This is a genomic window from Streptomyces sp. NPDC051677 (assembly GCF_044453465.1).
In the GTDB taxonomy this organism is placed as follows: domain Bacteria; phylum Actinomycetota; class Actinomycetes; order Streptomycetales; family Streptomycetaceae; genus Streptomyces.
Genome location: NZ_JBITCT010000060.1, coordinates 26,592 through 53,551 on the forward strand (window position 1 = coordinate 26,592; position 26,960 = coordinate 53,551).

24 protein-coding genes and 3 pseudogenes are annotated in these 26,960 nt (G+C 69.2%); 13 read left to right on the forward strand and 14 right to left on the reverse strand.

The features are described from left to right. Positions 1-127: 127 nt before the first annotated feature. Positions 128-541: a winged helix-turn-helix transcriptional regulator gene (locus ACIBAF_RS42510; RefSeq protein ID WP_399470995.1), complete on the reverse strand. Its 414-nt coding sequence runs from the start codon at positions 539-541 to the stop codon at positions 128-130. 188 nt (positions 542-729) lie between these two features. Between ACIBAF_RS42510 and ACIBAF_RS42515 the strand changes: the two genes are divergently transcribed. The 3 genes from ACIBAF_RS42515 (at position 730) to ACIBAF_RS42525 (ending at position 2,969) form a co-directional block, all read left to right on the forward strand. Beyond that, a complete protein-coding gene (locus ACIBAF_RS42515) occupies positions 730-1,623 on the forward strand; it encodes an ester cyclase (protein ID WP_399470997.1) in 894 nt (297 codons plus the stop codon). Between the two features lie 102 nt (positions 1,624-1,725). Next, the gene (locus ACIBAF_RS42520) at positions 1,726-2,139 is read left to right on the forward strand and encodes an alpha/beta hydrolase family protein (RefSeq protein WP_399471040.1); all 414 of its coding nucleotides are present in this window, start codon (positions 1,726-1,728) and stop codon (positions 2,137-2,139) included. 392 nt (positions 2,140-2,531) lie between these two features. Further along, positions 2,532-2,969 (forward strand): hypothetical protein, encoded by a 438-nt coding sequence (locus ACIBAF_RS42525; protein ID WP_399471042.1) that lies wholly within the window; start codon positions 2,532-2,534, stop codon positions 2,967-2,969. 372 nt (positions 2,970-3,341) lie between these two features. Here ACIBAF_RS42525 and ACIBAF_RS42530 read toward each other — a convergent pair whose 3' ends face one another. From ACIBAF_RS42530 to acs, 3 genes are all read right to left on the reverse strand, one after another. After that, positions 3,342-4,190: an alpha/beta fold hydrolase gene (locus ACIBAF_RS42530; protein ID WP_399470999.1), complete on the reverse strand. Its 849-nt coding sequence runs from the start codon at positions 4,188-4,190 to the stop codon at positions 3,342-3,344. A 147-nt stretch (positions 4,191-4,337) separates the two neighbouring features. After that, positions 4,338-4,901: an adenylate kinase gene (locus ACIBAF_RS42535; RefSeq protein ID WP_399471001.1), complete on the reverse strand. Its 564-nt coding sequence runs from the start codon at positions 4,899-4,901 to the stop codon at positions 4,338-4,340. After that, the gene (gene acs, locus ACIBAF_RS42540; protein WP_399471003.1) at positions 4,901-6,868 is read right to left on the reverse strand and encodes an acetate--CoA ligase; all 1,968 of its coding nucleotides are present in this window, start codon (positions 6,866-6,868) and stop codon (positions 4,901-4,903) included. Before acs ends, ACIBAF_RS42535 begins: the two co-directional genes overlap by 1 nt. A 130-nt stretch (positions 6,869-6,998) precedes the next feature. On the opposite strand from acs, the gene ACIBAF_RS42545 reads away from it, so the two are divergent. Continuing rightward, positions 6,999-7,826, forward strand: a complete 828-nt coding sequence (locus tag ACIBAF_RS42545) for a LuxR C-terminal-related transcriptional regulator (RefSeq protein WP_399471005.1) — start codon at positions 6,999-7,001, stop codon at positions 7,824-7,826. 255 nt (positions 7,827-8,081) lie between these two features. Here the strand turns inward: ACIBAF_RS42545 and ACIBAF_RS42550 are convergent, their stop codons facing one another. The 4 genes and pseudogenes from ACIBAF_RS42550 to ACIBAF_RS42565 form a co-directional block, all read right to left on the reverse strand. After that, a complete protein-coding gene (locus tag ACIBAF_RS42550; protein ID WP_399471007.1) occupies positions 8,082-8,690 on the reverse strand; it encodes a helix-turn-helix domain-containing protein in 609 nt (202 codons plus the stop codon). A gap of 206 nt (positions 8,691-8,896) precedes the next feature. After that, positions 8,897-9,604 carry a B3/4 domain-containing protein gene (locus ACIBAF_RS42555; RefSeq protein ID WP_399471009.1) on the reverse strand — a complete coding sequence of 236 codons (708 nt, stop codon included), beginning with the start codon at positions 9,602-9,604 and terminating at the stop codon, positions 8,897-8,899. Between the two features lie 47 nt (positions 9,605-9,651). After that, a pseudogene (locus ACIBAF_RS42560) lies at positions 9,652-10,122 on the reverse strand (FMN-binding negative transcriptional regulator); the annotation flags it as partial. A gap of 6 nt (positions 10,123-10,128) precedes the next feature. Continuing rightward, positions 10,129-10,956 (reverse strand): annotated as a pseudogene (locus ACIBAF_RS42565) (EamA family transporter); the annotation flags it as partial. Between the two features lie 120 nt (positions 10,957-11,076). Here ACIBAF_RS42565 and ACIBAF_RS42570 point away from each other — a divergent pair. Next, positions 11,077-11,658: a helix-turn-helix domain-containing protein gene (locus ACIBAF_RS42570; protein ID WP_399471011.1), complete on the forward strand. Its 582-nt coding sequence runs from the start codon at positions 11,077-11,079 to the stop codon at positions 11,656-11,658. A 104-nt stretch (positions 11,659-11,762) separates the two neighbouring features. Continuing rightward, positions 11,763-12,760, forward strand: a pseudogene (locus tag ACIBAF_RS42575) (DUF3500 domain-containing protein). Here the strand turns inward: ACIBAF_RS42575 and ACIBAF_RS42580 are convergent. From ACIBAF_RS42580 to ACIBAF_RS42600, 5 genes are all read right to left on the reverse strand, one after another. Beyond that, positions 12,757-12,885, reverse strand: a complete 129-nt coding sequence (locus ACIBAF_RS42580; protein ID WP_399471013.1) for a hypothetical protein — start codon at positions 12,883-12,885, stop codon at positions 12,757-12,759. The pseudogene ACIBAF_RS42575 and the gene ACIBAF_RS42580 overlap by 4 nt on opposite strands. 249 nt (positions 12,886-13,134) lie before the next feature. After that, positions 13,135-14,625: an aminobutyraldehyde dehydrogenase gene (locus ACIBAF_RS42585; RefSeq protein WP_399471015.1), complete on the reverse strand. Its 1,491-nt coding sequence runs from the start codon at positions 14,623-14,625 to the stop codon at positions 13,135-13,137. Between the two features lie 12 nt (positions 14,626-14,637). Further along, the gene (locus ACIBAF_RS42590) at positions 14,638-15,603 is read right to left on the reverse strand and encodes an ornithine cyclodeaminase family protein (protein WP_399471017.1); all 966 of its coding nucleotides are present in this window, start codon (positions 15,601-15,603) and stop codon (positions 14,638-14,640) included. Between the two features lie 15 nt (positions 15,604-15,618). Next, positions 15,619-16,518, reverse strand: coding sequence for a 4-hydroxy-tetrahydrodipicolinate synthase (gene dapA, locus ACIBAF_RS42595; RefSeq protein WP_399471019.1), 900 nt, complete (start codon positions 16,516-16,518; stop codon positions 15,619-15,621). Positions 16,519-16,555: 37 nt separating this feature from the next. Then, positions 16,556-17,935: a protoporphyrinogen/coproporphyrinogen oxidase gene (locus ACIBAF_RS42600; RefSeq protein WP_399471021.1), complete on the reverse strand. Its 1,380-nt coding sequence runs from the start codon at positions 17,933-17,935 to the stop codon at positions 16,556-16,558. Between the two features lie 291 nt (positions 17,936-18,226). Between ACIBAF_RS42600 and ACIBAF_RS42605 the strand changes: the two genes are divergently transcribed. The 7 genes from ACIBAF_RS42605 (at position 18,227) to ACIBAF_RS42635 (ending at position 23,256) form a co-directional block, all read left to right on the forward strand. Then, positions 18,227-18,895 (forward strand): GntR family transcriptional regulator, encoded by a 669-nt coding sequence (locus tag ACIBAF_RS42605; protein ID WP_399471023.1) that lies wholly within the window; start codon positions 18,227-18,229, stop codon positions 18,893-18,895. 422 nt (positions 18,896-19,317) lie between these two features. Next, positions 19,318-20,250 carry a transporter substrate-binding domain-containing protein gene (locus ACIBAF_RS42610; RefSeq protein WP_399471025.1) on the forward strand — a complete coding sequence of 311 codons (933 nt, stop codon included), beginning with the start codon at positions 19,318-19,320 and terminating at the stop codon, positions 20,248-20,250. Between the two features lie 17 nt (positions 20,251-20,267). After that, entirely contained in the window at positions 20,268-21,239 is a 972-nt protein-coding gene (locus ACIBAF_RS42615) for an amino acid ABC transporter permease (protein ID WP_399471027.1), read from the forward strand. Between the two features lie 21 nt (positions 21,240-21,260). Next, the gene (locus tag ACIBAF_RS42620) at positions 21,261-22,067 is read left to right on the forward strand and encodes an amino acid ABC transporter ATP-binding protein (RefSeq protein ID WP_399471029.1); all 807 of its coding nucleotides are present in this window, start codon (positions 21,261-21,263) and stop codon (positions 22,065-22,067) included. Between the two features lie 118 nt (positions 22,068-22,185). Further along, on the forward strand, positions 22,186-22,323 hold the full coding sequence (locus tag ACIBAF_RS42625) for a hypothetical protein (RefSeq protein WP_399471031.1): 138 nt from the start codon (positions 22,186-22,188) through the stop codon (positions 22,321-22,323). A 32-nt stretch (positions 22,324-22,355) separates the two neighbouring features. Next, a complete protein-coding gene (locus ACIBAF_RS42630; protein WP_399471033.1) occupies positions 22,356-22,667 on the forward strand; it encodes a hypothetical protein in 312 nt (103 codons plus the stop codon). 292 nt (positions 22,668-22,959) lie between these two features. Beyond that, positions 22,960-23,256 carry an SDR family NAD(P)-dependent oxidoreductase gene (locus tag ACIBAF_RS42635; protein ID WP_399471035.1) on the forward strand — a complete coding sequence of 99 codons (297 nt, stop codon included), beginning with the start codon at positions 22,960-22,962 and terminating at the stop codon, positions 23,254-23,256. 57 nt (positions 23,257-23,313) lie between these two features. On the opposite strand, the gene ACIBAF_RS42640 is transcribed toward ACIBAF_RS42635, so the two are convergent. After that, on the reverse strand, positions 23,314-25,791 hold the full coding sequence (locus ACIBAF_RS42640; RefSeq protein ID WP_399471037.1) for a SpoIIE family protein phosphatase: 2,478 nt from the start codon (positions 25,789-25,791) through the stop codon (positions 23,314-23,316). Between the last annotated feature and the right edge of the window lie 1,169 nt (positions 25,792-26,960).

Genomic DNA, 26,960 nt, shown 5'->3' on the forward strand with positions numbered 1-26,960 from the left:
CGCGCTCTACGACGGTGACGGGACCGACGGTAGGGAGCGGCAGGCGGCTGCGGTAATACGCGAATGACCGGATCCTGGCGGAGATTCGTCCCGTCCCGTCTACGTCATCTGTCGCGAGTGTCCTTGATCAGGCGGGCGCAGCCACGGAATCGACCCCTGCGGCCATGGCGCCGTCGTGGTCGACACGCGCCTGGCGGATGTCGTCACGATGGGCCACGGCCCATTCGTGCAGTGCGGTGATCGGGGCGAGCAAGGTGCGGCCCAGTTCGGTGAGTTCGTAGTCGACGCGCGGCGGCACGGTGGCGTAGGCCGTGCGGCTGACCAAGCCGTCGCGGACCAGTTGGCGCAGGTTCAGGGTCAGCATCCGCTGGCTGATCCCGTCGATCTCGCGATGCAGTTCGTTGAAACGGTGGGTGCGCTGCCCGAGCCGCACGACGATCAGGCTGCTCCACTTGTCGCCGACCCGGTCGAGCACCTCGCGGATCGGGCAGTCCTTGTCGAGAGGGTCGGGCACGGGCACAACGCTGTTCGTGGCTGACATGAAAGTGCCTCCTTACGTCTTTCTCGATAGTCACCCATCATGGGGTTACGCACAAGAGGTAACTCTGCGGCCCTTGCCCGGCCCGGCTTCGCCGATGCGCCGCCCCAGGGATTTCTTCACGAAAGTGAGTCTCGGCCATGCTCATTCCAGCGAGCCATGCCCGAAGCGCCGGACGGGTTCTGGTCGCCATGACCACGATCGGCGTGCTGTCGGGCGGGCTCGTGACCGCCGCGGCGGCCTCGCCCCGACCGGTCCCCGCCGCCTCGGCGCTTGCCGGCGACCGTGAGGCCACGGCGAACAAGGCCATGGTGGTCCACTTCTTCGACCAGCTGTTCAACCACGGCAACCTCGCCGTGATCGACCGGTTCGTCCGGCCGGACTACATCCAGCACCACCCGAACTCCCCTGACGGCCGCGACGCTCTGCGTCAGTACGTGACCGGCCTGCGGGCCGCTCACCCGGAGCTGCATGTCACCGTTGAGCGGGCTCTCGCCGAGGGCGACCTGGTCCTGCTGCACTCCAACTCCGTGTCGGAGCCGGGCACCAAGGGCCAGGCGGTCGTCGACGTCTTCCGGGTCCAGGACGGGAAGATCGCCGAACACTGGGACGTGACCCAGCCGGTCCCGGACACCTCCGTCAGCGGCAACGACATGTTCTCCACGCTGAGCGCCCCACAGCGACAGTGGCCGGACCCGCGCGTGTCCACCGCCGAGAGCAAGCGGATCGCGACGACCATGTTCAACGAGGTGACCGCCGGCCGGGACGTCACCGCCTTCGACCGGTACGCCGTGGACCCCTTCTACCAGCACAATCCGCAGTCGCCCAACGGCATCGCGGCCGCCAAGGGCTTCTTCGCGTCCGTCCTTGAGAACCCCGGCTTCAGCGTCAGCGTCAAGCAGGTCATCGCCCAGGGCGACTACGTCGCCATCCACGCCCTCTACAAGTTCGCCCCCGACGACCCCGGTACCCCCGTCCTCGACCTGTACCGGGTCCGCGACGGCAAGGTCGTCGAGCACTGGGACGTCATCCAGTCGGTCCCGGCCGTCTCGGCCGTCTCGGCCAACGACAACACCATGTTCTGACTCCGGGCCCCGCCGCGGCGTGGCGGCCGACCCCGCGCGGCCGGTGCCGCCACGCCCCGCACGCCCGAGAAAAGCGAGAGAAGGAGCGCCCTTCCCGGCGGCATCCTCGGCGACCAGGACCGGGACGACCCGTCCTGGGGCCTGCTGGGCGGCCGGCCCGCCGACCTGCCCGACCTCGCCCGCGAGGCCAGCCCCGTCCACCAGGTCGGTCCCGGTGCCCCGCCGGTCCTGCTGCTCCACGGCGACGCCGACCTGGTCATCGGCCCGGCACAGGCCCGCAGACTGTTCGACGCCCTGGTGGCGGCCGATGCCGAGGCGCATCTGCTCCTGGTCCACGACGTAGACCACGGCTTCCTCAACACGGCGGCCTGGGAGAACCCCGAATCGCCGTACCGCGCCACGCTGCGCTCGTCGCGGGACGCGGCCGGCACCGGAGAACGGGACGTCGTCCTCACGCCCGGCCTGATCGAGCGGTTCTTCGACCGGCACCTGCCCAAGGAACCCTGGGGCGGCTGAGAAACAGCCCAGGCCACCGCACAGCGCGGAACCACCGGGCCGGGGCGACCAGAGGACCAAGGACTGCAAGGAGACCAGAGCCGGCGCCGCACTGTGCCGGTCGCCGTACTTCTCGGCGAGTCCGCGGTAGCCCCAGACGGCGGCAGCAGACAGCCATGAGGCCGCGAAGATGGCGACGACGATGTAGCCGAGCAGTTCGAAGTGGTCGGCCAGGGAGGCGTAGGCGGCCAGGATTCCCCCGGCCCCGATGGTGTCTGCCACGAGGCCCGCGACGTAGACACTGGCGATGAACGCGGCCACGGCCACGGTCATGACGGCCGACCCGCCGGGGGGCCGCCGAGCCACCGTTCGAAACACACCAGCTGCTGCTGCCCGGAGAGAGTCTGCTGGTCCTGTGCACGGACGGGCTCGTCGAATCCCCGGAACAGGGTCTCGACCAGGGTCTGCTCCGGTTGGAACAGACCCTCGCCCGGCACGCGGCGCCCGTCTTCACGGCGCGGGACGAGGCCGAGACCATCCGGCGCCTCGACGACCTGTGTGACCGAGTGGTCTCGGCTCTGCTGCCCGAGCATGCCCAGACGAACGATGACGCCGTGCTGCTGATCGCTCGCACAAGGTCCATCAACGCCAGTGATGTCGCCACATGCGACCTTCCGGAGGATCCCCGTGCAGTCGGCCAGGCTCGCGCATTCGTCCGTGAGCGACTGGACGTCTGGGGGCTCGACGAACTGGTGATGACCACCGAGTTGCTCGCCAGCGAGCTGGTCGGCAACGTGATCCGGCACGCCGAGGGCCCCGTCCGCCTGCGCCTGCTGACAGCCGCTCACTGACCTGCGAGGTCTATGACGGCAGCCTCAGCACTCCGCGGATCCGGCACGCCGCCTACACCGATGAGGGCGGCCGAGGCCTGCAACTTGTCTCCGCGTTGTCCAGACGCTGGGGCGCCCGCTACCTGCGCGACGGCAAATGCATCTGGACCGAGCAGGACATTCCACAGCGCACCGCGTGAGCGTCGGCGAGCGCCCCGTGGAGCGCTCGGTGGCCGGTATGCGAAAAGGACGACCAGGGCGTTGGCCACCACGCCTACCGGACCACTGAGCGGCGCGGTACGCCACCGACGGCGGCGGTCTGCTTTCGCCCGCGACATCGTGGCGATCCACGCTTTGCCCCAGCCCTGGTACGCCCGCCACGGGCAGAGACGGTCAGCCCAGCTTGGTGACGATGTCGGCCACCTGGCCGGGCATCGACAGGAACGGCGAGTGGGAGGAGTCGAGCGCCACCACGGACGTCGGGTTGTCCGGGAAGGCGGCGTCGGCGTCGCGGATGAACTTCTGCTGCAGGGCCGGGCGGATCACCATGTCCTGGGCGGAGGTGACGTAGGTGCGGGGGACCGAGCCCCAGCCGTCGCGGGTGAGGGTGGTGGCGCCGAGCGCGATGCCGGCCGGAGCGTCGGGGGTCAGCAGTGCGAGGGCGGCGTCGGCGGCGGCGGGGTCGACGTCGCCGTAGAACGCGTCCCGCAGCTGCCGGCGGTAGTCGGCGTCGTCGGAGGCGAGGTCGAGCCGCAGGGCGCCGATGGCGGCGGGGTCGGCCCGGAAGGCCGGTGCGACCAGATCGCCCGCGTTCTCGGGCATCTGCGCGCAGGCGATGGCCAGCACGTCGGAGGCGGGCATGAACGCGGCCAGATACACCGCGTGCGCCACGAGGTCGGGCGCCCGCTGGGCCGCCCTTGTCAGTACGGTGCCGCCCATGCTGTGGGCGACTACCGTGACCGGGCGGCCGCGGCCGACCTCCTTGATCTGCGCGACGAGGAGGTCGCCCGCCTGGTCGAGGTCCACCGCTGCCACCGGCGAGACCTCGGTGGCCACCGCCGCGGGGTCGAACGGGCGTCTGGTGAGACATTGCGGCCGTCTGGCCCGCAGCCCGTGGCCCGCCATGTCCACCGCGACGGCCGGGCGGCCCGCGCCCGCCACGCGGGCGATGACCTCGCTCCAGCACCAGGATCCGTGCCAGTAGCCGTGCAGAAAGATCAGCGGGGTCGAACTCTCGGACATGGATGACTCCCTGTACTCGTCGACAACAGGTGAGGAGGATTGGAGCGGATCCGCGATAGCGCGATCCAGTCGAGTTCCGTCCGACGGAAGGATTTGCGGAACGCGAATCCGGGCCGGTTCATCCAGTTCGTCCGGTGCGGGGCCCCGTCACACCCCCAACGCGAGATTGATGCTCTGGCGGACCTCGTCAAGATCCCCGGTGCCGTCCAAGCGGTGCAGTAGGCCGCGGTCGGCGTAGGTGCGAAGCAGGGGGGCTGTCTGCTCGGCGTAGACGGCCAGCCGGCGCCGTACGACTTCGTCCGTGTCGTCGAGCCGACCGCTCTCGGCCGAACGTCGGTGGATGCGGGCGACGAGCTGCTCGTCGGGAACCACGAGCTCGATGACGGCGTCGACTGATGCGCCACGCGCATCCAGGAGATCGTCGAGCGTCGCCACCTGCTGTTCTGTGCGCGGGTAGCCGTCCAGCACGAACGCCGACGTCGCGTCGGGCTCCGCAAGACGGTCCCGGACCATGGCATCGGTCACCCCGTCGGGCACGTACTCGCCTGCCGCGATGTATTTCTCGGCGAGCGTCCCCAGCTCGGTTCGGCGTCCGATGTTGTCCCGGAAGATGTCCCCGGTCGAGATGTGGGGACCGTCCACCCGTCGGGCCAGCGCGACCGCCTGCGTACCCTTGCCGGCTCCGGGAGGTCCCATGATCAGTAGACGCATCAGTCCTCCTCCGTCGTCGTGGACGCCGTCATTCCTGCCGCGATGAGGTCCATCACCGAGCTGTCGGCAAGCGTGGTGGCATCGCCGACCGCGCGGTTCTCGGCGACGTCGCGGAGCAGCCGCCGCATGATCTTGCCCGAGCGGGTCTTGGGGAGCTCGGGGACGACCATGACCCTCCGAGGCTTGGCGATGGGGCCGATCTCCTTGGCCACGTGATCGCGGAGCTCGGCGACGACGTCGTCGCCCCCGTCGCCCGCCGACTCGCGCAGGATGACGAATGCGACGACGGCCTGGCCGGTGGTGTCGTCGGTGGCGCCGACCACGGCGGCTTCGGCGACCTTGGGATGGGACACGAGGGCGGACTCGATCTCGGTGGTCGAAAGTCGGTGGCCGGAGACGTTCATGACGTCGTCGACGCGGCCGAGAAGCCAGATGGCGCCGTCCTCGTCGCGCTTGGCGCCGTCGCCGGCGAAGTACATTCCCTCCCAGCGCGACCAGTACGTGTCCTTGTAGCGTTCGTCGTCGCCCCAGACCGTGCGCAGCATCGAGGGCCACGGGTCACGGATGACGAGATAGCCGCTCTCGCCGTTGCCGACACTGCGGCCCGCGTCGTCGACGACGTCGGCGGTGACGCCGGGGATCGGCGTCATGGCGGAGCCGGGCTTGGACACGGTGACACCGGGCAGCGGGCTGATCATGTGGCCGCCGGTCTCCGTCTGCCACCAGGTGTCGACGACGGGGGTCCGCCCGCCGCCGATGTTCTCGCGGTACCAGACATAGGCCTCGGGGTTGATGGACTCTCCGACCGAACCGAGGATCCGCAGCGTCGACAGGTCGTACTGCGCCGGGATCTGCTCGCCCCACTTCATGCAGGTGCGGATCGCGGTGGGCGCGGTGTAGAAGAGCGTGACGCCCTTGTCCTGGATGATCTCCCACCAGCGCCCGTTGTGCGGGGTGTCGGGGGTGCCTTCGTAGAGCACCTGGGTGGCGCCGTTGGCCAGTGGTCCGTAGACGAGGTACGAGTGACCGGTGACCCAGCCGATGTCGGCGGTGCACCAGTAGACGTCGTCCGGCTTGTGGTCGAAGACGCCCCAGAACGTGTACGCGGTCTGCACCAGGTAGCCGCCCGTGGTGTGCAGGATGCCCTTGGGCGTGCCGGTGGTGCCCGACGTGTACATCACGTACAGCGGGTGCTCGGAGTCGAACGCCTCGGGCGTGTGCTCGACGGACGCCCTGCCGACGGTCTCGTGCCACCACACGTCCCTGACGTCGTCGAACGGTACGTCCTGACCCGTGCGGCGCACGACGACGACATGGTCGACGGGACTGTCCGGGCCCAGCTTGGCGATGGCTTCATCGACGGCCGGCTTCAACGATGACGCCGCGCCTCGTCGGTAGCCCCCGTCCGCCGTGATCACGATCTTCGCGTCGCAGTCCAGAACCCGGCTCGCCAGAGCGTCGGAGCTGAACCCACCGAACACCACGGTGTGCGGGGCGCCCAGGCGGGCGCACGCGAGCATCGCGATGACGGCCTCTGGGATCATCGGCAGGTAGACGGCCACCCGGTCACCGGGCCGCACGCCGAGCCGGGTCAGAGCGTTGGCCGCCTGGGACACCTCGTCCTTGAGCTGAGCGTAGGTGATGTCGCGGGTATCGCCGGGCTCGCCGACGAAGTGCAGAGCCACGCGGTCGCCGTGGCCGGCCTCGACGTGGCGATCGACGCAGTTGTACGCTGCGTTGAGTTTGCCTCCGGTGAACCACTTGGCGAACGGTGGATTGGTCCAGTCGAGGACCTCGGTGAACGGCTCGATCCACGAGATGCGTTCTGCCTGATCGGCCCAGAACGCCAGCCTGTCCTGCGCGGCACGCTCGTACGCGTCCGCTGTGAGGTTCGCCTCCGCCGCGACATCGGCCGGTGGGGCGAACGTACGGTTCTCGTGTGCCAGGTTGCTGATCCGATCAGGCATTCGACCCTGCCTCCGAGGTAGGTGCCGGCGAGGATGACGCGGCTGCCGTAGATGACGCGGCTGCCGTCGAGGTGTGGCCACATGCTCAGGCGACCCGCACGTCCGCGACACGTCCGAAAGTAGGTACTGGATGTCCGTCGATCTCATGCGACCCGACGACATCGCCTTGCTGAAGCAGACGAGTCGCGAGGTCCGCCGGGTGATACGCGGTGCGGTGGCGTTCGGCGGCCTGAACGAGAACGGGAAAGTCCGCATCACGGCGGTTTCCGGGGCGGAGCACAGGACGCTGACATCGATCGTGCTCGCGCCGTCCCGCGGCCTCGGCGGTCGCAGTTGGCAGATCGGGAAGCCGCTGTCGGTCGAGGACTACGCCACCGCCGACGAGATCACCCACGACTTCGACTCTCAGATCCTCGGAGAAGGCATCGTCAGCCTGGCGGTAGCACCCATCATCGTGCGTCAAAGGATGCGGGGGCTCCTGTACCTGGGCACCCGCTCGCCGTCGCGGTCTCCGGACGCCGCTGGGTTCCTGGAGAGTCAGGCGAGGCGCATCGCTCACGAACTGAACATCAGAGACCAGGTGGACGACCGACTGCGCCTCCTGCGCGCGGCCGAGTCGGCCGAACGTACGGCGCCCGCCGACCTCGGGCAGATCCACGCGCGCCTTCGCGAGATCGCACACCGCGTGCCGGATCCCCTGATCGCCGCCGAGCTCAGAGAACTCGCCGCACCCGCGAAGCCGACCGACGGCCACGGGGCCGCCGACGGCCTCACCGCCCGGCAGGTCGACACGCTGGCACTCGTGGGCCTGGGCCTCAAGAACGCCGAGATCGCGGCGCGGCTGGGCCTTTCCGTCCCCACGGTCAAGGGTTATCTCCGTCAGGCGATGGCGCGGATGCACGCACCCACCAGACAGGCCGCGGTGGTGGAGGCGCGTCGGCGCGGCCTGCTGCCCTGACCACGCCCCGGCCGGCACGGCGCCGGCCGCCGCCGACCGTCATCCGGTGCGGTTCCCGGCCCGGCTTGGCGCGGTTGCGGGCACCAGGTCGGAGTGCCGCTGTGCGGCGACCGGATCTCAGGCCCGGCGGACCCGGCGTGCAGCAGACCGTGACCAGAGTGTCGCGTGCGGACCATCGCCCCAACGGCTGAGGCATCAAGTGCCGCAGACGGCATGCCAGTTCGGGATGTGCCGTTCCTGGCAAAAGTCTCGACTTCACCCGGAGCCGTCAAGAGCAGGGGTCAGGAGGGCTGACTGTGACTGAGCGACGGCCAGGACGAAACGCAACTCGCCCTGGCCCGTGTGCCGATAGGCGTGTGCGCGGTCGGCCGCGAAGACTGCCGAGTCGCCCGCGTGCAGTACGACTGGTTCGTCAGCCACTTGGATCTCCAGGGAGCCGCGCAGGACGCTTACCGTCTCCTTGGTGCCCGCGACGTGTGCGTCGCCTTCGTAGCTGTCGCCTTCGTGCATCGTCCAGTCCCACATCTCCAGTGACGACGGCGGCTCGGATCCCACCAGGAGAACGCCTCGGCCGGGACTGTGCTCACTGCGCCACAGACACACCCCGCACCCTGCCCGGACCACACGGGCCGGCGGCGTCTCCGAGGTCTCGACCAGCCTGGCCAGGGTCGTTCCCAGGGCGTCCGCGAGTCGGCACAGTGTGCCGATGCTGGGGTTCGTGCGGTCCTGCTCGATGAGCACCAGCATGCCCTTACTCACCCCGGAGCGAGAGGCCAGGGCATCCAAGGACCATCCCCGGGTCGTCCGCGCCGCGCGCACGCCGTGCGCGACCGCACGGGTCACTGCCGCCGCCGGATCTGCCACACCACACCCCGGATCGATGTCTTGCTCGTACTGACGTGTTCCTGCGCGGCACGGACGGTCCGACCCTCACTGCTCCGCGTGCTCGGCCCATGCTGCCGCCGGACGATGCCCTGGCCGCACCGGGCTGTCCGGTCGGCACCCCCGCCGCGAGCTGACCGGCATGAACGGGACGCCGTCGAGGGTCAGGCCTGAGAACCAGCGAGGGCTCAGGCCGTGGCCTCGGGCTGTGCGGCGCTGAGGTAGTGGATCGTGGTCTGCTCGGTGTGCGCGGCGAGCAGGTCCCTCAGTTCGACGGCGGCGGTCTTGAGAAGGTGGCCGTCGCGGGTGGCGTGGAGGGTTTCGAGGACGAAGGCGACGCGCGTGGAGTCCTTGGTGACGCAGGTCTGGTGGGCGTCGCGGTGGTTCCAGTGGCGGGTCAGCACGATGTCGGCATCGGCGTAGATGATCTCGCCGGGCTTGGGGTTCTCGACCGTGTCGGGCTCGCCGAGCGGGGTGAAGGACTCGGTGCCGTCCGCGGGCCGGATGTCGACCTCGCCGGTGACGTGGTCGAGGTCGAAGGCGCCGGCGGGCAGGCCGTGACGGACGGAGACGGAGTTGTAGGAGTCGACGGCCGGGTTGATGCGCGGCAGGGTGCCCTTCTTGGCGAAGCGGCGGCCGAGCGCGTCGACGCTGGGGCGGATGCGGCGGGGGTTGGTGCCGAAGGAACGGTAGGCGGTGTGCCAGGCCTCGATGCGCGGGTCGGTCTCGTCGGCGGGCTGCCAGGCGCCGTCGGCGAGTTGATGCTCCAGGTCGTCCATGGCGGCGGCGGTGTCGGGCCACGCCTCGTGGCCGCGCAGGCCGGTGGCGGTGACCAGGGCGATGAGGGTGTCGGGGAAGGCCTCCGCTACGGCGGGGGCGAGGCGGAAGACGGTCATGTGCGGGGTTTCCGTTCTGTTCGTGCGTCCGGGGGGAGGGAGGAGGTTCAGGGCTTCCACGGGCCGATGCGGTCCAGGCGGCGGCGCTGCTGGTGCGCGGTGGACAGGTCGAGACCGTTGCCGCGTGCGGTGAGCCGGTCGGCGACCGCGCTGCGGTGCTCGACGGACTTGTGGTCGTCGTACTTGAACTTGGCCCGTACGTCGGTGACTTCGAGGCGCAGGCCACGGATGCCGGAGAGCATCCGGCCGTAGGGCGGCTGGTCGACGGCGACGGGACCGTGGTCGCCTTCGGGTTGGAAGTGGGCCATCTGGCGGCGCAGCAGCTCGGCCTTGGCCTCGGGGTCGTCGACGATCTGTGCCTGGCCGGTGAACTGCACCGCTGCGTAGTAGCTGGTGGGAACGCCGTCGGTGGGGTTCGTGCCGGGCTTGGCGCGCCAGGGGCCGGGGATGAAGGCGTAGTCGCCGATGACCGTGAAGGTGACGTTAGGGTCGTACTCGATGGTGGCCCATACCGGGTTGGGGCGCGCGAGGAGGCTGACGGCGACGGCGGCTGTGTCCAGGCCGACGAGCTGGCCGCGGTGGATGCGCTCGGAGAGCACGCCGCGGGCGAGGAGAACCGTGCCCGCCGGATACAGAGCGGTGACCACGGCGACCACCGCGAGGTCGCCGCTGCGGGCGGCGAGCAGGAACAGCACGTTCGCCACCGCGTCCAGTACGCCCGCCGTGGCCGACATCGCGTACGCGGGCTTTTCCGGGCCGAGCTTGCGGCGCATCAGTCCGACCGCGGCCAGGGTCACCGCCGAGGAGACGGCGCGGCCGATGATCAGCGGTGCCACACCGCTGTCGGCGGGCGCCTGGTGCAGGAAGATCAGCTGCAGGGCGATCGGGGCGCCCGCTCCCACGGCCAGTAGCAAGGCGGTCCGCGAGGGGCGCGCCGACCCCGCGCCGTGGCCGGCGCTGACCAGGACGACCGCGGCCAGCGCGAGCGGTAGGCCCACGGCCCTGGTCAGGCCCAAGTGCTCACCTTGGAGCAGCCCCACGCTCACCGGCAGCATGGCGGAGACCAAGGCGGTGACGGGCAAGAGCACGTTCATCGGGCCGATCGCCAGCGTGCGGTACAGCAGAGTGAACGCGGCGGCCGAGGCCACTCCGGACGCGGCGCCCCACGCGAGAGCGCCGCTGCTGAACGAAGCACCGAGAAACGGCCACAGCATCAGCTCGACCGCTAGCGAGGCAGGGGCCGCGACCATCACGGTGCGCAGCACGTGCGCCCTACGGGCTCCGAGACCGCCGAGGAAGTCGGCGCATCCGTAGGCGGGGGAGCTGCCCAGGGCCAGCAGCAGAGCGATCACGTACGTACATCCCTTACCATTTCAGTGGAACGACCAAACTGTACAACGGATCGACCGCCGTTTGTCAACCAAACGACCGGACGATGTAATGGAATGACCACTGGTGAGGATGGTGATCGGATGGCCGAGACAGAGGCGGCCCTGCGCGCACTCGCGCGCAACGTGAGGGCGGCCCGCACCCGCGCTGGTCTGTCCCTGGACGAGCTCGGCCAGCGCGCCAAGGTCAGCAAGGGTGCCTTGGTCGGCCTGGAGAAGGCTCAGGGCAATCCGAACTTCGCCACTCTGGTCAGATTGGCCGACACCCTCGGCGTCTCCGTCTCGGCCCTGATGGAGGGCCCGAGTGAAGCCCGGGTCCGCGTCGTGACCGCCGACGCCGTGATGCCGCTGTGGAAGGGTGAGCGCGGCAGTGAGGCAAGGCTCATGCTGACGACTTCGGGCCCCGCCCCGGTCGAGGTCTGGCGCTGGCGGCTGGAGCCCGGCGAGGAATACCCGAGCCACCCCCACCAGGCCGGAGTCGTGGAAACCGTCAGCGTCACCGCGGGCCGCATGGTACTTGTCGTCGATGGCGCCGAGCACACCGTCGAAGCAGGCCAGACCGCCACCTTCGACGGCGACGCCGCTCACGTCTACCGCGGTGTCGGCGCCGAAGCGTGCCACCTGATCATGACGGTGCACCTGCCACCCGGACCCGCGGCGACCTGACCCGTACGGCGCACACGGCTCCGCCTACTGGCCGTGGCTCTCCATGATGCGCACACCCTCCTCCGTCACCACGCCGTCCGTGATGAGGAGCTCCCGTCGCCGCCATGGTCGCCGCCGCCCGGGACCTGCTGGCGGCCCTGGACGAGGACGGCCGCGCCAAGCTGAACCACCCCGTGGACGCGGTCGAGTGGCAGACCTGGGCCAACCCGGAGTTCCTGCGGTTCGACACCGGCATCCGTCTGGAGTTCCTGACCCCCGGGGTCCGCGAGAAGGCCCTCGCGCTGGTCGAGGCGTCGCTCAGCCCCGGGGGCTTCCGCCTGGTGCACGACATGATGCTGATCAACGTCTTCCTCGGCGAGGTCGTGGGCCTGGATGCCATCCTCAACGAGTTCAGCTACAACATCGCGCTCTACGGCGACCCCCACCCCACAGCGCCCTGGGGCTGGCAGTTGTTCGGCCATCACTGCGCCGTCAACTGCCTGGTCGTGGAAGGGCGCATGGTCCTCGGTCCCGTGTTCCTCGGCGCCGAACCCAACGAGATCGACGACGGCCCGCGCGCCGGCACGATGGCGTTCACCGACCGGATCCGGCTGGGTACGGACCTGATGGCCTCGCTCTCTGCGGACCAGCGATCCACCGCCACTGTTTACCAGCGCATGGTCGATCCCGAAATGCCGCCCGGCCGCGTCCACCCCGGAGACGAACGCCACCTCGCCGGTGCCTTCCAGGACAACCGGGTGATCCCGTCCGAAGGCCTCCGGGCCACGGCCATGCCCGAGAAGGCCGGGGAGATCCTCCTGGAGATCGCCGATTCGTGTCCTTGCTGCCCGAGGGCCCCCGCGCGGCCCGGATGCGCGAGATCCGCGAGCACCTCGATGAGACATGGTTCAGCTGGATCGGCGGGCACGAGGTGGGCGACGTCTTCTACTACCGCGTCCAGTCACCCGTACTCATCGCCGAACTCGACCGCCATTGCGGCGTGTTCCTCGACTACGACACCCCGCAGCCGTTCCACATCCACACCGTGCTGCGCACTCCGCACGGGAACGACTACGGCCGCGCCTACGTGCACGCCCGGCAGGCACGGAAGGCGGCCAACTAGCCTGCTGAGGTGGCATTGCGTCCGGCGGCGGGGGTCGTCTGGCTGTCCTCCTCGTCGGCCGCCGCCGATGGGTCCGTCCCTCGCCATGCGGCTCGCAGCAGCTGCCGCAGAGTGTGGGCGGTCACCCGGGGATCGTCGAAGCCGTGGTCGCGCAGCGCGCGGTGCGTCCACTGCGTGGCGCAGGTGTTGCAGGCCTTCGACGGCCGACGCGGCGCCGAATGCCCGCGCGATGCGGCATTCGGCCTCCGGTGCGGCGGGTGCGTGGAACGCCAGCAGCGCCCTGTCGTGGAGAGGGCCCCGGACCGACGCCCGATCGCCGACGTGGCGCGCCGGCGCACTGGCCTGCGTCATGGGGGCCGCGGCCCACTGCGGTCTCAGCGACTGTGGTTGTGCATCACGTGCTTGGTCCGGGAGTAGTCGTCCAACGCGTAGACCGACAGGTCGCGACCGTAGCCCGAGCCCTTGAACCCGCCCCAGGGAACCTCGTTGGCGAGGACGAGATGCGAGTTCACCCAGACCGTGCCGGAGTCCAGGCGCGCGGCGACGGAATGGCTGCGGCGCGCGCTCTCGGTCCACACGGAGGCCGCGAGCCCGACGGGGACACCGTTGGCGCGGCGGACCGCTTCGTCCTCGTCGGTGAATGTCTCGACGGTGACGACAGGTCCGAAGACCTCCTCACGGGTGATCTCCGATCCTTCGGCCACGTCGACCAGAACGGTCGGAGCCACGTAATAGCCCGTGCCTTCCAACGCGCCCCCGCCGATCACGGCCCGCGCTCCGGCGCTCTGCGCCCGGTCCAGGTAGCCGAGGACGCGGTCGAAGTGCGCCTTGGAGACAAGCGGGCCGACCTCCACGTCCTCGCCTGACTGCGGATCACCGACGACCAGCTCGCCCACCTCGCGCACGAGTTCCTCGACGAACCGGTCCGCGACGGAGGCGTGGACGAGGATCCGGCACGCGGCTCCGCACTCCTGGCCGGAGTTCCAGAAGCTCGCGACGCGCAGCGCGGCTGCCGCGGCCTTGAGGTCGGCGTCCTCGAAGATGACGACCGGCGCCTTGCCTCCGAGTTCGAGGTGGACGCGCTTGAGGGACTCGGCGGCCGTGCGGGCGACCGCGCGGCCGCTGTTGACCGACCCGGTCAGCGCGATCATGGCCACATCGGGGTGCTCCGCCAGCCGGGCCCCGACCACGGGGCCCGTGCCCGTCACCACGTTCAGCACCCCCGGCGGCAACAGGTCGGCGACCAGCTCGGCAAGCTTCAACGTGGTCAACGGCGTCTGCTCGGACGGCTTGAGCACCAGGGTGTTGCCCGCGGCGAGGATCGGCGCCAGCTTCCAGGCGGCCATCAGGAGGGGATAGTTCCACGGCGTCACGACGCCGACTACGCCCAGGGGCTCGCGCAGGATGACGGAGAGGTGGTCCTCGGCGTAGTCACCGGCGGCCAGGCTGGTGGTCGCGCGCAGGGCACCCGCCATGAAGCGGAACGTGTCGATCGTGCTGGAGACGTCGTCCTGAGCCACTGACATGGGCTTGCCGGTGTTGGCCGCCTCCAGGCGGACCAGCAGGTCGGCGTGGTCGGCGAGCCGGTCGGCGATCGCGTGCAGCACTTCGGAGCGTTCCTTGGGCACCAGCCGCGCCCACTCCTCCTTGACGGCGAGGGCGGCCGCGACCGCTTCGTCGACCTCCTCGACGGTCCCGTCGGGGATACGGGCGATCAGACGCTCCGTACACGGATCGATCACGTCGGTGTACTGCTCGGAGGAGGAGTCGAGGAACTTGCCGCCCACGAAGAGGCGGGCCGGGGGCAGGTCGCCCTCGTGGACCAGGGGAGCCGCGTCGACAGCGCGGCGGACGTTCGTGGTCATGCCGGGACTTCCTTACGTCGAGGACCAGTTCAGGGTGTGGCCGATGTTCAGCCGCTCGGCGCGCTGGTGGACGGTCCAGGCAGCCGCCGCGTCCTGGATGCCGAGGCCGGAGCTGAAGTAGGTGATGATGTCGTCGTCGCTGTCACGGCCGGTCGCGGTGTCCGCGAGGACGTGCCCGAGTTCGACGACGTCCGGGTGCCCGGCGGTGATCAGCGGGCCGCAGTTCCGCAGAGCTGTGGGCGCGTGGTCGACGACGGCACGACGGCTGGCCGCGAGGACGTCGGGGCCGATCTCGTGCCGGTGCGGTGCGAAGGAGCCGACCACGATGACTGTGGTGCCGGCGGTGAGGTCGGCCGCGTTGAACAGCGGTTCGGTGGCCAGTGTTGCGCAGACGACGACGTCCGCCGTGGCGAGCGCCGCCTCCGGGGTCGTGACCGCTTCGACCTTGTACCCCTCATCACGCAACTCCGTCACGGCCGCCGCGAGGTTCGCCGGATTCGGCGACCACAGACGTACGTCCTCGAAGCTGCCGTCGTGGCACAGAGCCCGTACGTGGGCGCGGGCCTGCACACCCGACCCCAGTACGAGGAGCCGGTGGGCGTCCTCAGCGGCAAGAGCCCGCACCGCGACCGCGCAGGCCGCCGCCGTGCGCAGCGTCGTCAGGGTCGTCCCGTCCATGAGAGCGAGCGGTACCCCGGTCTCCGGATCGAGGACGGTGACGACGGCGTGGATCGTCGGCAGGCCGCGTTCCGCGTTGCCGGGATTCACGCTGCCGAACTTGCAGACGGCGCCGGAGACGCCGGCCAGGCGGGCGGCGTAGCAGAAGACGGTGTCAGGGTCGCCGTCCCGCCCACCCATGATCTTTCCGGGCTGCCACGCATCGCCCCGGGCAAGGGCGAGGAAGGCCGCACGCTGTGAGGCCTTTGCCGTGTCCAGGTCGAACACGGCGCGTACGGCGTCGTCGTCCAGGATTCTCATCGCGGCGCCTGCACCTCACTGCGCCACTGAGAGCCGGGGCAGTGAGGCGACGGCGGCGGCGATACGTGCCCGGGTCGCGTCGTCCACCGGGAGCAGCGGCTCTCGCGGGGCGCCGACCGGGAGGCCGATCTCCTCCAGGGCGGCCTTGACGGCAGGTATGAAGGGGGCGGACATGATCGTGTCCATCAGCGGGTAGATGCGCGCCCATTCGGTTCGTGCGCGGTCCAGTTCGCCGGCCGCCAACGCGCGGTGGACGGAGACGAGTTCGGCAGGCATGACGTTCGCCGTCCCCGCCATGACACCGGCGGCGCCCTCGGAGATCGCGGTCAGCAGGAGGCTGTCCCAGCCGATGAAGGTGGAGATGACGTCGCCGTGGCGGTGGATGAGCTGCCCGGCCTGGGCCATGTCGGCGCTGGTGTCCTTGATGTAGCGGATGTTCTGGTGGCGGCGGGCCAACTCGCCGACCGTCTCGGGATCGAGGTTCACGCCGGTGGCGCCCGGGAGGTTGTAGAGCATGATCGGGATCTGTACGGAGTCGGCGACGGTACCCAGGTAGCGCAGCGTCTCTTCCATGGTCAGCGGCTCGTAGTACGGCGCGACGACCATGAGCACGGAGGCTCCGGCGGACTCGGCGTGCCGGGAGAGGGCGATGGCCTCGCGGGTGCTGACGGCGCCGGTCTGGGCGACGACCGGGATGCGTCCGGCCGTCTGGTCGACGACGGTCTCGACGAGCAGGCGCCGTTCGGCGCCGGTCATCGCGGCGAACTCGCCGGTCGAGCCGCAGGCGACGACGCCGTCGACCCCTCCGTCGATGCTGCGGTCGACCAGATGGCGCAGCAGCTTCTCGTCGATGGCGTCGTCGGGCGTGAAGGGGGTGGCGAGCGCGGTGAGGATGCCGCTGAGGCCTGATGTCATGAGGGGGCTCCAGGGTTCTGGGGGAGTCGGGCGGGTTTCAGGCGACCGGGGCATAGGGCGTGCGTGTGGTCTGCCGGTGGGTGGCGAGCAGGCTGCGGGCCTCGTGTGCGGCGGACAGGCCGGTCTGGATGGCGGTCTCGGTGTAGAGGGTGCCGAGGTAGTCGCCGGCCAGGAGGACGCGTCCGGTGCGGCGGGTCAGGGTCTGCTGGAGCTTGCCGCGGCCGGGGAAGCAGTACGGGGCGCCGGTGGGCCAGCGCTGGATCTCGGCTTCGACGACGTGGTCGGGGAAGCCGGGCAGGACCTGGTCGAGGTCGTCGAGGTAGATCCGGCGGATCTTGTCGTCGTCGTGTTCGAGGAGCTCGCGGGCCAGGCTGCCTGGGGAGAAGGTCATGATGCTGCTGCCGGGCCGGCGCTCGGCGGAGTAGCCGTGCACGACGTTCGACATGTTCAGCGCGACGTTGAAGGACCGCTTCGGGGTGGCGATGCCGTAGGCGTCGTCCCAGACCTGGCGGCCGCACTCGTTGCTGAGGAACGCGGCGCTGACATACGGGCCGTAGACGATCTTCGAGAGGGCCTCACGGACATCAGGGTCGAGGTCGACGGCGACCCGGTGCGCCACCGTCGCCGGCGTCGCCAGCACTACGCAGCGCGCTTCGACCTCGCGGGACACGTCGCCTTCCTGGTAACGCACGACGACGGAGTCCTTTTTCTCGACGATCTCCTCGACGCAGGCGTTCAGCCGTATCCGCTCGCCCAGCGCCGCGGCGATGGACTCGGTCAGCGTGGAAGGTCCGCCCAGGATGCTCTGGGAGAGCCCGGCGCCGATGTTCCACACCAGGCTGAAGTAGCCCACCCCGGCGCCCGCGGAGAGCTGGTCGATGTCCGCCGCCGAACGCGTCACCGTCGGCTTGAAGAGGGCCTCGGCGTCCTCGGGCAGGTCGCCGATGAAGTCCTTGAAGGAGCGGTCGTTCATGAAGTCGTAGACCCGCTGCTGGCGCTGGGCCTCGGTCTCCCCGGCGCGGCGTTGCACGATCCGGGCGTAGCGGGCCACGTGCAGGGCGACCTTGGCGCCCGCCTTGACCATGCCGACCCGCGCCGACATCGGCATCGGGATCCGGAACGGATACGTCTCCACCCGGCCCTTGAGCAGCAGCTTGCCGTTCATCGACAGGCCGGCCAGCGAGCCGGGCACCGGGACCGAGTCGACGCCGGTGTCGTTCAGCAGCCACGAGGTCGCGGACGTGCCGCCGGCGTAGACATGTCCGCCCCAGTTCAGCCAGTACGGCCCACGCCGCTCCGAACGGATACGGCCACCGACCCGGGACTCGGACTCCAGCAGCAAAGTGTCCCAATGCCGCAATCGCCAGCTCGCGGCGAGACCGGCGATGCCGCCGCCGACGATGACCACGTCCTTCATGGGTGCCTCTTCTCGATGCTGTGTTCAGGGATCCTCAGACGCCGGGGAGGGGTGAGCCTGTCTGCCTGCGGGCGGGTCGACTGGGCGCGGGAGAACGTCGCGCGAAGACCGAAGGAGTTCCGGTCTCGTCAGGACTGCCCGCAGCCTAGGATGTGATCACACATCACACAATGCCTGAGAGAAGTTCACGGGGAAGTTTCCGTCGCGGCGGATCGGCCGCCGGGGTCTGCGGATGAGTGCGTTCGCCCAACCCTTGCCGCCGACCAGGCTGTTTATGATTCAGTCGTGCGTATGTCCAAACGTGTCGAGCCGTCGCCCTCGCTGACCGACAAGGTGTACACGGTGCTGCATGAGGCGATCATGAGCGGCGAGTATCCGGCCGGCTACCGCCTGCGCATCCGCGATCTCGCCGCCGAGGTCGGCACCAGCGTGATGCCGGTGCGCGAAGCGATCCGGCGTCTGGAGGAAGCCGGCTTCGCCGAACGCGTTCCGCACAAGGGTTCGGTGGTGAAGGGCCAGCACCCCGCCGACCTGCTCCACGTCTACGACACCCGGCGGATCCTGGAGGTGGAGGCCGCGCGCCGAGGCGCCGCGCTCATCGGTGAGCCGGACATCGCTCGGATGCGTGAGGAGTTCGAGCTGATGCGGCAAGCGATCATCGACGGTGACGTCACCCCGTACCTCGACCACGACGAGGCCCTGCTCACGATCCTGTATGAGGCCGCCGGCAACCCCGTCCTGGTGAACACCATCCGCACCTTGTGGCAGCACTGCCGCGCGTACAAGATCGTCGGCGCCCGAGCGGCGCTCGGCATTCCCGGCGACGATGCGTTGTGGCGCCACCAGGAGCGTCTGCTCGAGGCCGCCCATGAGCGCGATGCCGAGGCCGCGGCCATCATCAACAACGAGTCGTTGGAAGAGGCGACCGACCGGATCAAGGCGCAGCTGGTTCAGCGGTAGACGGCTCGCAGGGCCGTACGCGGCCGTAGTCACTGAGTCGTGCACCCGGCAGAGCCGCTGCCTTGCCTTTCTCTCTCACGGCTGGGGTTGGCCGACATCCGCCCGGCTGATTACGGATCGACTGCGTGCTCGCCACGTATCGCGTCGACCCGTGCGGCCGGGCCGAGGAGCGGGCTTCGTGGCCGCCGAGCCGTCCTTGCGATCGTCGTGATCGCCTCGGCGTACGCTCGCCAATTCGTTACCAGGATGGTTTCCCCAGGTCAGAGGCGTTATCGCGGATGGTAGCGAAAAAAAGATCTGTGATCACATCTTGTCAGGCCTGAGTGAAGGTGCGAAGTTACCTGCCATCAGCGAGCCCTGCGCAGTCGAAATCAGGGCCCATGCCGGAATCGATCCCCGGGAATTCCAGCCATAGGAGAGTCATGAAGCGTCTTCGCGAGTCACGTCCGCTTCGCCTCGGGGCGATCATCGGATCCATTGCTCTGCTCGGATCGACCGCCGCCTGCGGTTCGTCCGCCGATACGACCTCGTCCACCGCCGCGGCTGGCAGCAGCACGAAGAAGGTCGACTCGATCGCCGCCTTGGTCCCCAAGTCCATTGCCGACAAGGGCACTTTGACGATCGCCGCCGCCACCTACCCGCCCGCGGTGATCGAGTCCGCCACCGGCGGAGACCCCACCGGCTGGGACATCTCGAACGTCCAGCAGATCGCCGCGGTCATGGGCCTGAAGGTCAAGATAAAGATCGTCCCGTTCAACGGCATCATCGCCGGTCTGCAGGCGGCCCGTTACGACGGCGCGACCGGGGAGATCTACGCGACGGACGAGCGCACGGAGACCGTCACCTTCGTCACCAACCACGAGTCCAGCGACGCCCTCATGGTCCCCGCCGGCAGCAAGATCACCAGCGCCGGCAGCGAGACGGACCTCTGCGGTCACACGGTGGCCGCGCTGCTCGGTTCCGCCGAGGCGAAGCTCGCCTCGGGCCTGGTGGGCAAGTGCAAGAGCGCGGGCAAGGACCCGATCACCGTCAAGACCTTCGACTCGCAGGCCAGCGTCAACCTCGCCCTGCGCGGCGGACGCGTCGAGGCGGCGGTGAGCAGCGCCAGCCAGATCGCCTATGTGATGAGCCAGGCCAAGAACCAGTTCTCCCTGATCGACCTGCCCTGGGCCCCCAGCTACAAGACCGGTCTGGTGCTGGGGCGCAACGCCGACACGGCGAAGTTCGCGAAGGCGATTCAGGCGGCCACCGACCATCTGATCGAGAACGGTGAACTGCAGAAGACCCTTGACGAGTTCAACGCCGGCAAGGGCCTGATCAAGAAGGCCGAGATCCTCCCGGCCTCTGCCGGCTGACCGAGGGGAGACCACCGATGAAAACAGCCACCGCCACGGACTCCACCCGTGTGGACCCGTCAGCCACCCCGCCCACCGACCTCGTGCCGATGCGCTACCCCGGTCGCCGGCTGGCCGCCCTGTTCGTACTCCTCGTCGCGGCGAGTCTCGGCTACTCCGTGTTCACCAACGACAACTTCGAATGGCCGGTCGTCCGGGAGTACTTGTTCAACGAAGAGATCATGAAGGGTCTCGGCACCACGCTGCTCCTCACCGCGGTCGCCATGACGCTGGGCATCGTCCTCGGCATCGTCCTGGCCGCCTGCCGGATGTCGGAGAACCGGGTGCTGTCGTACCTCTCGGGCGCTTATCTGTGGTTCTTCCGCGGGACCCCGCTCCTGGTGCAGCTGATCTTCTGGTTCAACCTCTCGGCCCTGTACCCCCGGCTGTCGCTGAGCGTGCCGTTCGGTGGTCCGGAGATCGCCGGTGCGGCCACCAACAGCGTGCTCAGTCTGTGGGCCGTCGCCATTATCGGACTGACCCTCAACGAGTCGGCCTATATGGCCGAGATCGTCCGCGGCGGCCTGCTCTCGGTGCCCAAGCACCAGCAGGAGGCGGCCGTCGCGCTCGGCATGAACCGCTGGCTGACCTTCCGCAGGGTCATCCTGCCCCAGGCGCTGAGGGTCATCGTCCCGCCCACCGGCAACCAGGTCATCGGCATGCTGAAGCACACCTCGCTGGTGAGCATCATCGCGCTCGCCGACCTGCTGTACTCGGCGCAGCTGATCTACTCGCAGAACTTCCGCACGATCCCGCTGCTCGTCGTGATCTCGTTCTGGTACCTGCTGTGCACGACGGTCCTCTCCTACGCCCAGAGCCACATCGAGCGGCACTACGGCCGCGGCATCCAGGTCGGCGCGAGCCGGCCCGGCGGACTCGCCAAGCTCCGGTCGCTCGGCTCCCGGGTCTCGCAGCGGTCCCAGTCCCACGACAACCCGACCCCGGCGTGACGAAAGGACTGTGAAGACCCCATGAGCGCACCAGCATCCGCGCCCGGTACCCCTGTCACCTCGACGACCGACCCCATCGTCCGGATCATCGACCTCCACAAGAACTTCGGCCCGGTCGAGGTCCTCAAGGGCGTCGACCTGGAGGTGCGCCGCGGCCAAGTGGTCGTGATCCTCGGACGATCCGGTTCCGGCAAGAGCACCATGCTGCGATGTGTCAACCACCTCGAACGCCCCTCCAGCGGCACCGTCGTCGTGGAGGGCGAGGTGATGGGCTACCGCGTCAAGGGCGACAAGCTCCACGAGCTGCCGACGTCCGCCGTGGCGAAACAGCGCACCAAGACCGGCATGGTCTTCCAGTCGTACAACCTCTTCCCGCACATGACGGTGATGGAGAACCTCATCGAGGCCCCGCGCCGGGTCAAGGGCGTGGACAAGGCCGAGGCCATGAGGGACGCGCTGCAGGCGCTGGAGGAGGTGGGCATGGCGCACAAGGCCGACGTCTACCCGAGCACCCTGTCCGGCGGTCAGCAGCAGCGCGTGGCCATCGCCCGTGCCCTGGTGATGAAGCCCAGCGTCATGCTCTTCGACGAGCCGACTTCGGCCCTGGACCCCGAGCTGGTCGGTGAGGTGCTCAACGTGATGAAGCGCCTGGCGACCAGCGGCATGACGATGATCGTGGTCACGCATGAGATCGGCTTCGCCCGCGGTGTCGCCGACGAGGTGGTCTTCATGTCCGAGGGCAAGCTCGTGGAGAAGGGCCCGCCGTCCCAGGTCATCGACGCGCCCGTGCACGAGTCCACGCGCACGTTCATCGACAGCATCCTGTGACGCCGCACGCCGGCTCTGCCCGGGGCAGAGCCGGCGTGAGTTGATATACCTCCCGCATACCAACTCCCGCATACCAAACCGACTTCCTGGCGGCCAAAAGATCACTGAAGGGCCCGTGATGGGTGCCGACGTCTCAGACGACGTACGGACCGTGGCGGTCGGACAGGGCGGCGGCGCCTCCGCGACGGCCGACGGCGCAGGCGACGACCTGTCCGTGTTCGGCTACGAGCAACAGCTGCACCGGCGCCTCAACTGATCGCGGTGGCCTCGTTCGTCGGCCTGTGAGTGATGTTCGGCTTCGACACCGCCTCCACCCTCGCCGAGGAGTCGGTCGATCCCCGCCGCAACGCGCCCCGCTCGGTCATCGCCTCGCTCGTCGCGGCCTTCGTCGGCGGCGCGATCTTCATCGCCGCCATGCCGGCGGCCATCCCCGGACCGATATCCCGGGCCGTGTCCTCCGGCGGACTGCCCTCGGTCGACATCATCTCCGCGAACTTCTCCAACACCGGGGTCGATGTCAGGCCTGGTCGGCGAAGCGAAGCCGCGCTGGCGTTCTGTTCGCAGGAACAGCCGTCGCCGCCCAGGCGCTGGCGTAGATGATCCCGGCCATGAAGCCCTGCCGCTGGGCCGGGCTCAGGCTTCACGGAATCGCGGTCAGAACATGATCGCTTCGAATGGAGGCCGATGGCGAGGTGTCAGCCGGCCAGGTTGTTGAACTTGCGGATCTGCTGGTCGAAGACTCGGGCGGGGACCATGCGGCGTAGCAGGCTGATGCGTCGGGCGAACGGGCCGGCTGTGGAGCGCAGCCGCGGCTTGTGTGCGGTGGCCGCCGTGATGATGGTCTGGGCGACGACGGTGCGGCGACGCCGCCCGTGACCGCTTCGGCGATCACTTGGTCGACGATGCGCCGCTGTTTCGCGTAGACCGGCAGCGGCGTGTCGGGCTGTACGAGGTTGCCCTCGAACGCGGTGTTGGTCCCGCCGGGCTCGACGAGCAGAACCCGCACGCCGAACTCATCGATCGGTTCGGCCGGGTCGACGTGCTGGTCAACAACGCCGGCATCGGCTCGTCGGGCGCCACCGAGGAGCCCTTGGCCCAGCACCAGAATGTGTTCGACATCAACGTCTTCGGCGTCATCCCGAGCATTCCCGACCGCCGCCGCGCTGACGGCCGGGGCTGCCGCCGTTGATGTGATGCGGTGCCGGATGCTCAAGGATTACCCGGCACCAGGATCGTGAGGTGGCGATCACACGGAGGACGGGGACTCCAGGCTCAGTGCCGCCCAGATGGTCTTGCCTGTGCCGGTCTGGCGCGTGCCCCAGCTGCGGCTGAGCTGTGCCACGAGGAGTATGCCGCGCCCGCCCTCGTCGTACGTACGAGCGCGGCGCAGGTGCGGGGCGGTGCTGCTGGTGTCCGAAACCTCGCAGATCAGTTGACGGTCCCGGAGAAGGCGCAGTCGGATGGGTGGTGAGGCGTGCCGGATCGCGTTGGTGACCAGTTCGCTCACCACCAGCTCGGCGGCGAAGGACACCTCTTGCAGGTTCCAGGCATCCAGCTGACCGGTGGCGAGCTTTCGGGCTCGGGCTACCACGGAAGGATCCGCCGGCAGATCCCACGTGGCTACGAGCCGTGGGTCGAAGGCCCGGGTGCGGGCGACGAGAAGAGCGATGTCGTCGGCGGGGCGTTCAGGCGGCACGGTGGCGAGTACGGTGTCGCAGATGTCTTCCAGCGACGTCGACGGGCGGGCGAGAGCCCTCCGGAGCCGTTCGGTGCCCTGATCCAAGTCCTGCTCGGCGGACTCGACGAGTCCGTCTGTGTACAGGGCGATCAGGCTGCCTGCTGGAAGGACGACTTCGCTGGTCTCGAAAGGGAGCCCGCCCAGACCCAGTGGCGGGCCGGGCAGTATTTCCACGAAGTCCACATCTCCCAGAGGGCCGACCACGGCGGGTGCCGGGTGGCCGGCGCTGGCGAGGGTGAACGTACACGAGACCGGGTCGTAGACGGCGTACAGGCATGTGGCGCCGAGGCCGCCTGCCATTTCGGTGACCTGGTCGGGAGGTGCGGCGCCGTCGGGGACCGCTTCCTCGGAGAGTCGGATGACCAGATCGTCCAGATGGGTGAGGAGTTCGTCCGGGGGAAGGTCGATGTCGGCGAGTGTGCGGACTGCCGTCCTCAGCCGCCCCATGATCGCCGATGCTTGGACACCGTGGCCTACGACGTCTCCGACGACCAGAGCGACTCGGGCGCCGGACAGCGGGATCAAATCGAACCAGTCGCCGCCCACACCGGCCACGGTGTCCGACGGCAGGTACCGGTAAGTGGCCTCGACCCCTACCTGGCTCGGCAGACTCCGGGGGAGCAGGGTGCGCTGGAGGGTCAGGGCTGTGTCCCGCTCACGTGTGTACCGGCGTGCGTTGTCGATGCACACCGCGGCCCGGGCGGTGATCTCCTCCGCGAGGAGCAGGTCGCCCTCGGCGAAAGACTCCGGCCGTTGATGACGGAGGAAGACCGCCACGCCCAGGGTGTGGCCGCGAGCCTGCAACGGTACGGCCATGGCGGAGTGAATACCGTAGGTCCGGATCGTGGCCTTTCGGTCGGGGTGTCCGACCGCCCAGCCGGACGACTGCGGATCGAGTTCGGCATGCAGTACGGCCTGTCCAGTGGCCAGGCACTGCGCCGTCGGAGAACCCACACCCCAGATGTCCACGTCGCCGGGCCGGAGCACTGCCTCGATCACCCCCGGCAGGACCGACTGCTGCGCGATGCGCCGGAGGCGGAATCCTCCTACCGCAGCGGGCCCCGACACGGTCTCCTCGATCGGCGCCGCCTCGGCACGCTCGACGTCGGGGAGCAGATCGACTGTGGCGAAGTCGGCGAAATCGGGAACAGCCACGTCAACGAGCTCCTGGGCCGTGCGCACGACGTCCAACGTGCTTCCGATGCGTGCACTCGCGTCGTTGAGCAGCTGCAGCCGTTTGTGAGCCCAGTACTGTTCGGTCCTGTCGTGCGCGGACAGTCCCACTCCTCGAAGGACGCCATGGTCATCCTTGAGCGGGTAGAGGGACAGTGACCAGGCCTGCTTGCGAAGCTCGCCGGCGACTTGGACCTGGACGTCGACATCCTGCGGCTGACCGGACTCCAGTACCTGCGCCATGCACCGCTCGACCCGGACGAACTCGTCGTGAGGCACGATCTCCGAGTGCAGGAGCCCACGCATCTCCTCCTCGGAGAGGTTCATGGCGCGCTCGGAGAAATGGTTGGCGTGGACCAGACGGAGGCGGGTGTCGTATGTCTCCATCGAACAGCACGACGCCTGGTAGAAGCTCCATTCCGCCAGTTCGTCCGTCTCGGGAGCGAAGGCGCCGACGGTGAGTGTGGACAGGAGCAGCCAGTAAGCATCGCTGCCGTCGTCCGTCTGGTGGTGAGCGAGCAGACGGACGTTCTCCACGTGGCCGTCCCGGTGACGCAGCCGGACGGTCCCGGTCCACCTCCGGAGGGACGACAGCTGGCGCAGTGTCTCGTCGGGTATCGGCAGGTCGACCAGGTCGGCGGCCGGTGTGCCGACGACCTCCGCGGTCGCATAGCCAAGCAGCCGGCGGGCGCCCTCGCTCCATTCGGCGATCACGCCGTGTTCGTCGACGACGGCGAGGGCTGTCTGGGCTCCCTCGGACTCCTTGAGCGGTCCGCTCGGCGGTCGGGCTCCGCCGACGTGCTGGTGTTCCACGACCGCCTCGCCTCCACACCTGCGAGTTCCTTTTCCTCTCCCTATACTGCGGGGCTGGTGCTTACGGGCGCGAGGCCAGGCATCGTAGCGGGCGCGATCGACGGTGTGAACACTCGTCGTCCCCGGCTACCTGCGGACTACGCGATGGGCGACGGCTTCGAGCAGTGTTCGGGTCGGACCGTGGTCAAGCTGAGACGACCGACGCGTCGGTCGGGTGGGCCGTAGGAGGTGTCATCCCGATCGGTGGGGTACCGCTCCTGATGGTGACCACCGTGTCGACCCCGCGCGGTGCCGCGGGCGGTCCCATGCCGACCGGTGACCCGCTCGCTGATGGCGGCTCCGAAGATTGCCGACACCCTCGAACCTCCCGCGCCACGGTCAAGTCAACGGCCGGCCGGGCCCTGGACGCTCTCGACAGACAACCGGAGATTCCTCGATACCGAGCACCCCCTCTCAGCCGCACCCCCGTCCTCCCCACCGCCACCGCCAGCGGCTTGCGGAGATCCGGCGATGAGTCGCAGCCAGGTCCGCCACGAGGCGATCGAACAACGACTGCGTCACGCCCTTCACGCCCGGGCCGACAGCACCGGCCCGGGACACCTGCGGCCCGCCGCCCTTCCCGCCAGGCCCAGGCGGTCCTTCCGCCCGTCTCGCCGGACCGTCATCGTGTTGATCGTCCTGGCCGCGGCTGCTGCCTGCGTACTGCTCGCTGTCACGAGCAGTTGAGACAGCCCGGCCCGGCCCGGCCCGTCCCGCCGGCACCGGCCCTTGACCGCAACCTCAGCCGGCACGAGCTGCGCAGGTAGGCCTTGACGGTCTGGGCTGGAGTGAAAGCCGCTCACCGGCTTTTGCATTGCTGCATCCGAGCGCGACCTGAGCCAGTACGACGAGGTCGTCTTCACTCCGGCCTCTGCACGCTCGACCGGGTCGGATTGTCCGCCGAGGAGACAGCCTGATCGGCCGCCGCCCCGTCAAGGCGATCGCAGCGGTTCGGTGGATTCACCGCGGTCCGTCTGTGCAGCCATGGCGCTTCTCGAAGTGCGCGGGACGGCGCGCCGCTCGCGATCAGCGGGAGCTAGGAGTTGTCTTCAAATGTCACGCCCACATCAGGAGCGAGGCGAGCGTGACAGCTGCCTGGTAGGACTCGGCGGTCTTGTCGTAGCGGGTCG

Bases quoted from the DNA above. Each gene is read 5' to 3' on its own strand.
- ACIBAF_RS42510 (WP_399470995.1), bottom strand. From the start codon at position 541: ATGTCAGCCACGAACAGCGTTGTGCCCGTGCCCGACCCTCTCGACAAG.
- ACIBAF_RS42555 (WP_399471009.1), bottom strand. From the start codon at position 9,604: ATGACCGTCTTCCGCCTCGCCCCCGCCGTAGCGGAGGCCTTCCCCGAC.
- acs (WP_399471003.1), bottom strand. From the start codon at position 6,868: ATGCCTGATCGGATCAGCAACCTGGCACACGAGAACCGTACGTTCGCC.
- ACIBAF_RS42600 (WP_399471021.1), bottom strand. From the start codon at position 17,935: ATGAAGGACGTGGTCATCGTCGGCGGCGGCATCGCCGGTCTCGCCGCG.
- ACIBAF_RS42545 (WP_399471005.1), top strand. From the start codon at position 6,999: ATGTCCGTCGATCTCATGCGACCCGACGACATCGCCTTGCTGAAGCAG.
- ACIBAF_RS42535 (WP_399471001.1), bottom strand. From the start codon at position 4,901: ATGCGTCTACTGATCATGGGACCTCCCGGAGCCGGCAAGGGTACGCAG.
- ACIBAF_RS42630 (WP_399471033.1), top strand. From the start codon at position 22,356: ATGTTCGGCTTCGACACCGCCTCCACCCTCGCCGAGGAGTCGGTCGAT.
- ACIBAF_RS42620 (WP_399471029.1), top strand. From the start codon at position 21,261: ATGAGCGCACCAGCATCCGCGCCCGGTACCCCTGTCACCTCGACGACC.
- ACIBAF_RS42625 (WP_399471031.1), top strand. From the start codon at position 22,186: ATGGGTGCCGACGTCTCAGACGACGTACGGACCGTGGCGGTCGGACAG.
- ACIBAF_RS42570 (WP_399471011.1), top strand. From the start codon at position 11,077: ATGGCCGAGACAGAGGCGGCCCTGCGCGCACTCGCGCGCAACGTGAGG.
- ACIBAF_RS42610 (WP_399471025.1), top strand. From the start codon at position 19,318: ATGAAGCGTCTTCGCGAGTCACGTCCGCTTCGCCTCGGGGCGATCATC.
- ACIBAF_RS42515 (WP_399470997.1), top strand. From the start codon at position 730: ATGACCACGATCGGCGTGCTGTCGGGCGGGCTCGTGACCGCCGCGGCG.
- ACIBAF_RS42585 (WP_399471015.1), bottom strand. From the start codon at position 14,625: ATGACCACGAACGTCCGCCGCGCTGTCGACGCGGCTCCCCTGGTCCAC.
- ACIBAF_RS42590 (WP_399471017.1), bottom strand. From the start codon at position 15,603: ATGAGAATCCTGGACGACGACGCCGTACGCGCCGTGTTCGACCTGGAC.
- ACIBAF_RS42615 (WP_399471027.1), top strand. From the start codon at position 20,268: ATGAAAACAGCCACCGCCACGGACTCCACCCGTGTGGACCCGTCAGCC.
- ACIBAF_RS42530 (WP_399470999.1), bottom strand. From the start codon at position 4,190: ATGTCCGAGAGTTCGACCCCGCTGATCTTTCTGCACGGCTACTGGCAC.
- ACIBAF_RS42605 (WP_399471023.1), top strand. From the start codon at position 18,227: ATGTCCAAACGTGTCGAGCCGTCGCCCTCGCTGACCGACAAGGTGTAC.
- dapA (WP_399471019.1), bottom strand. From the start codon at position 16,518: ATGACATCAGGCCTCAGCGGCATCCTCACCGCGCTCGCCACCCCCTTC.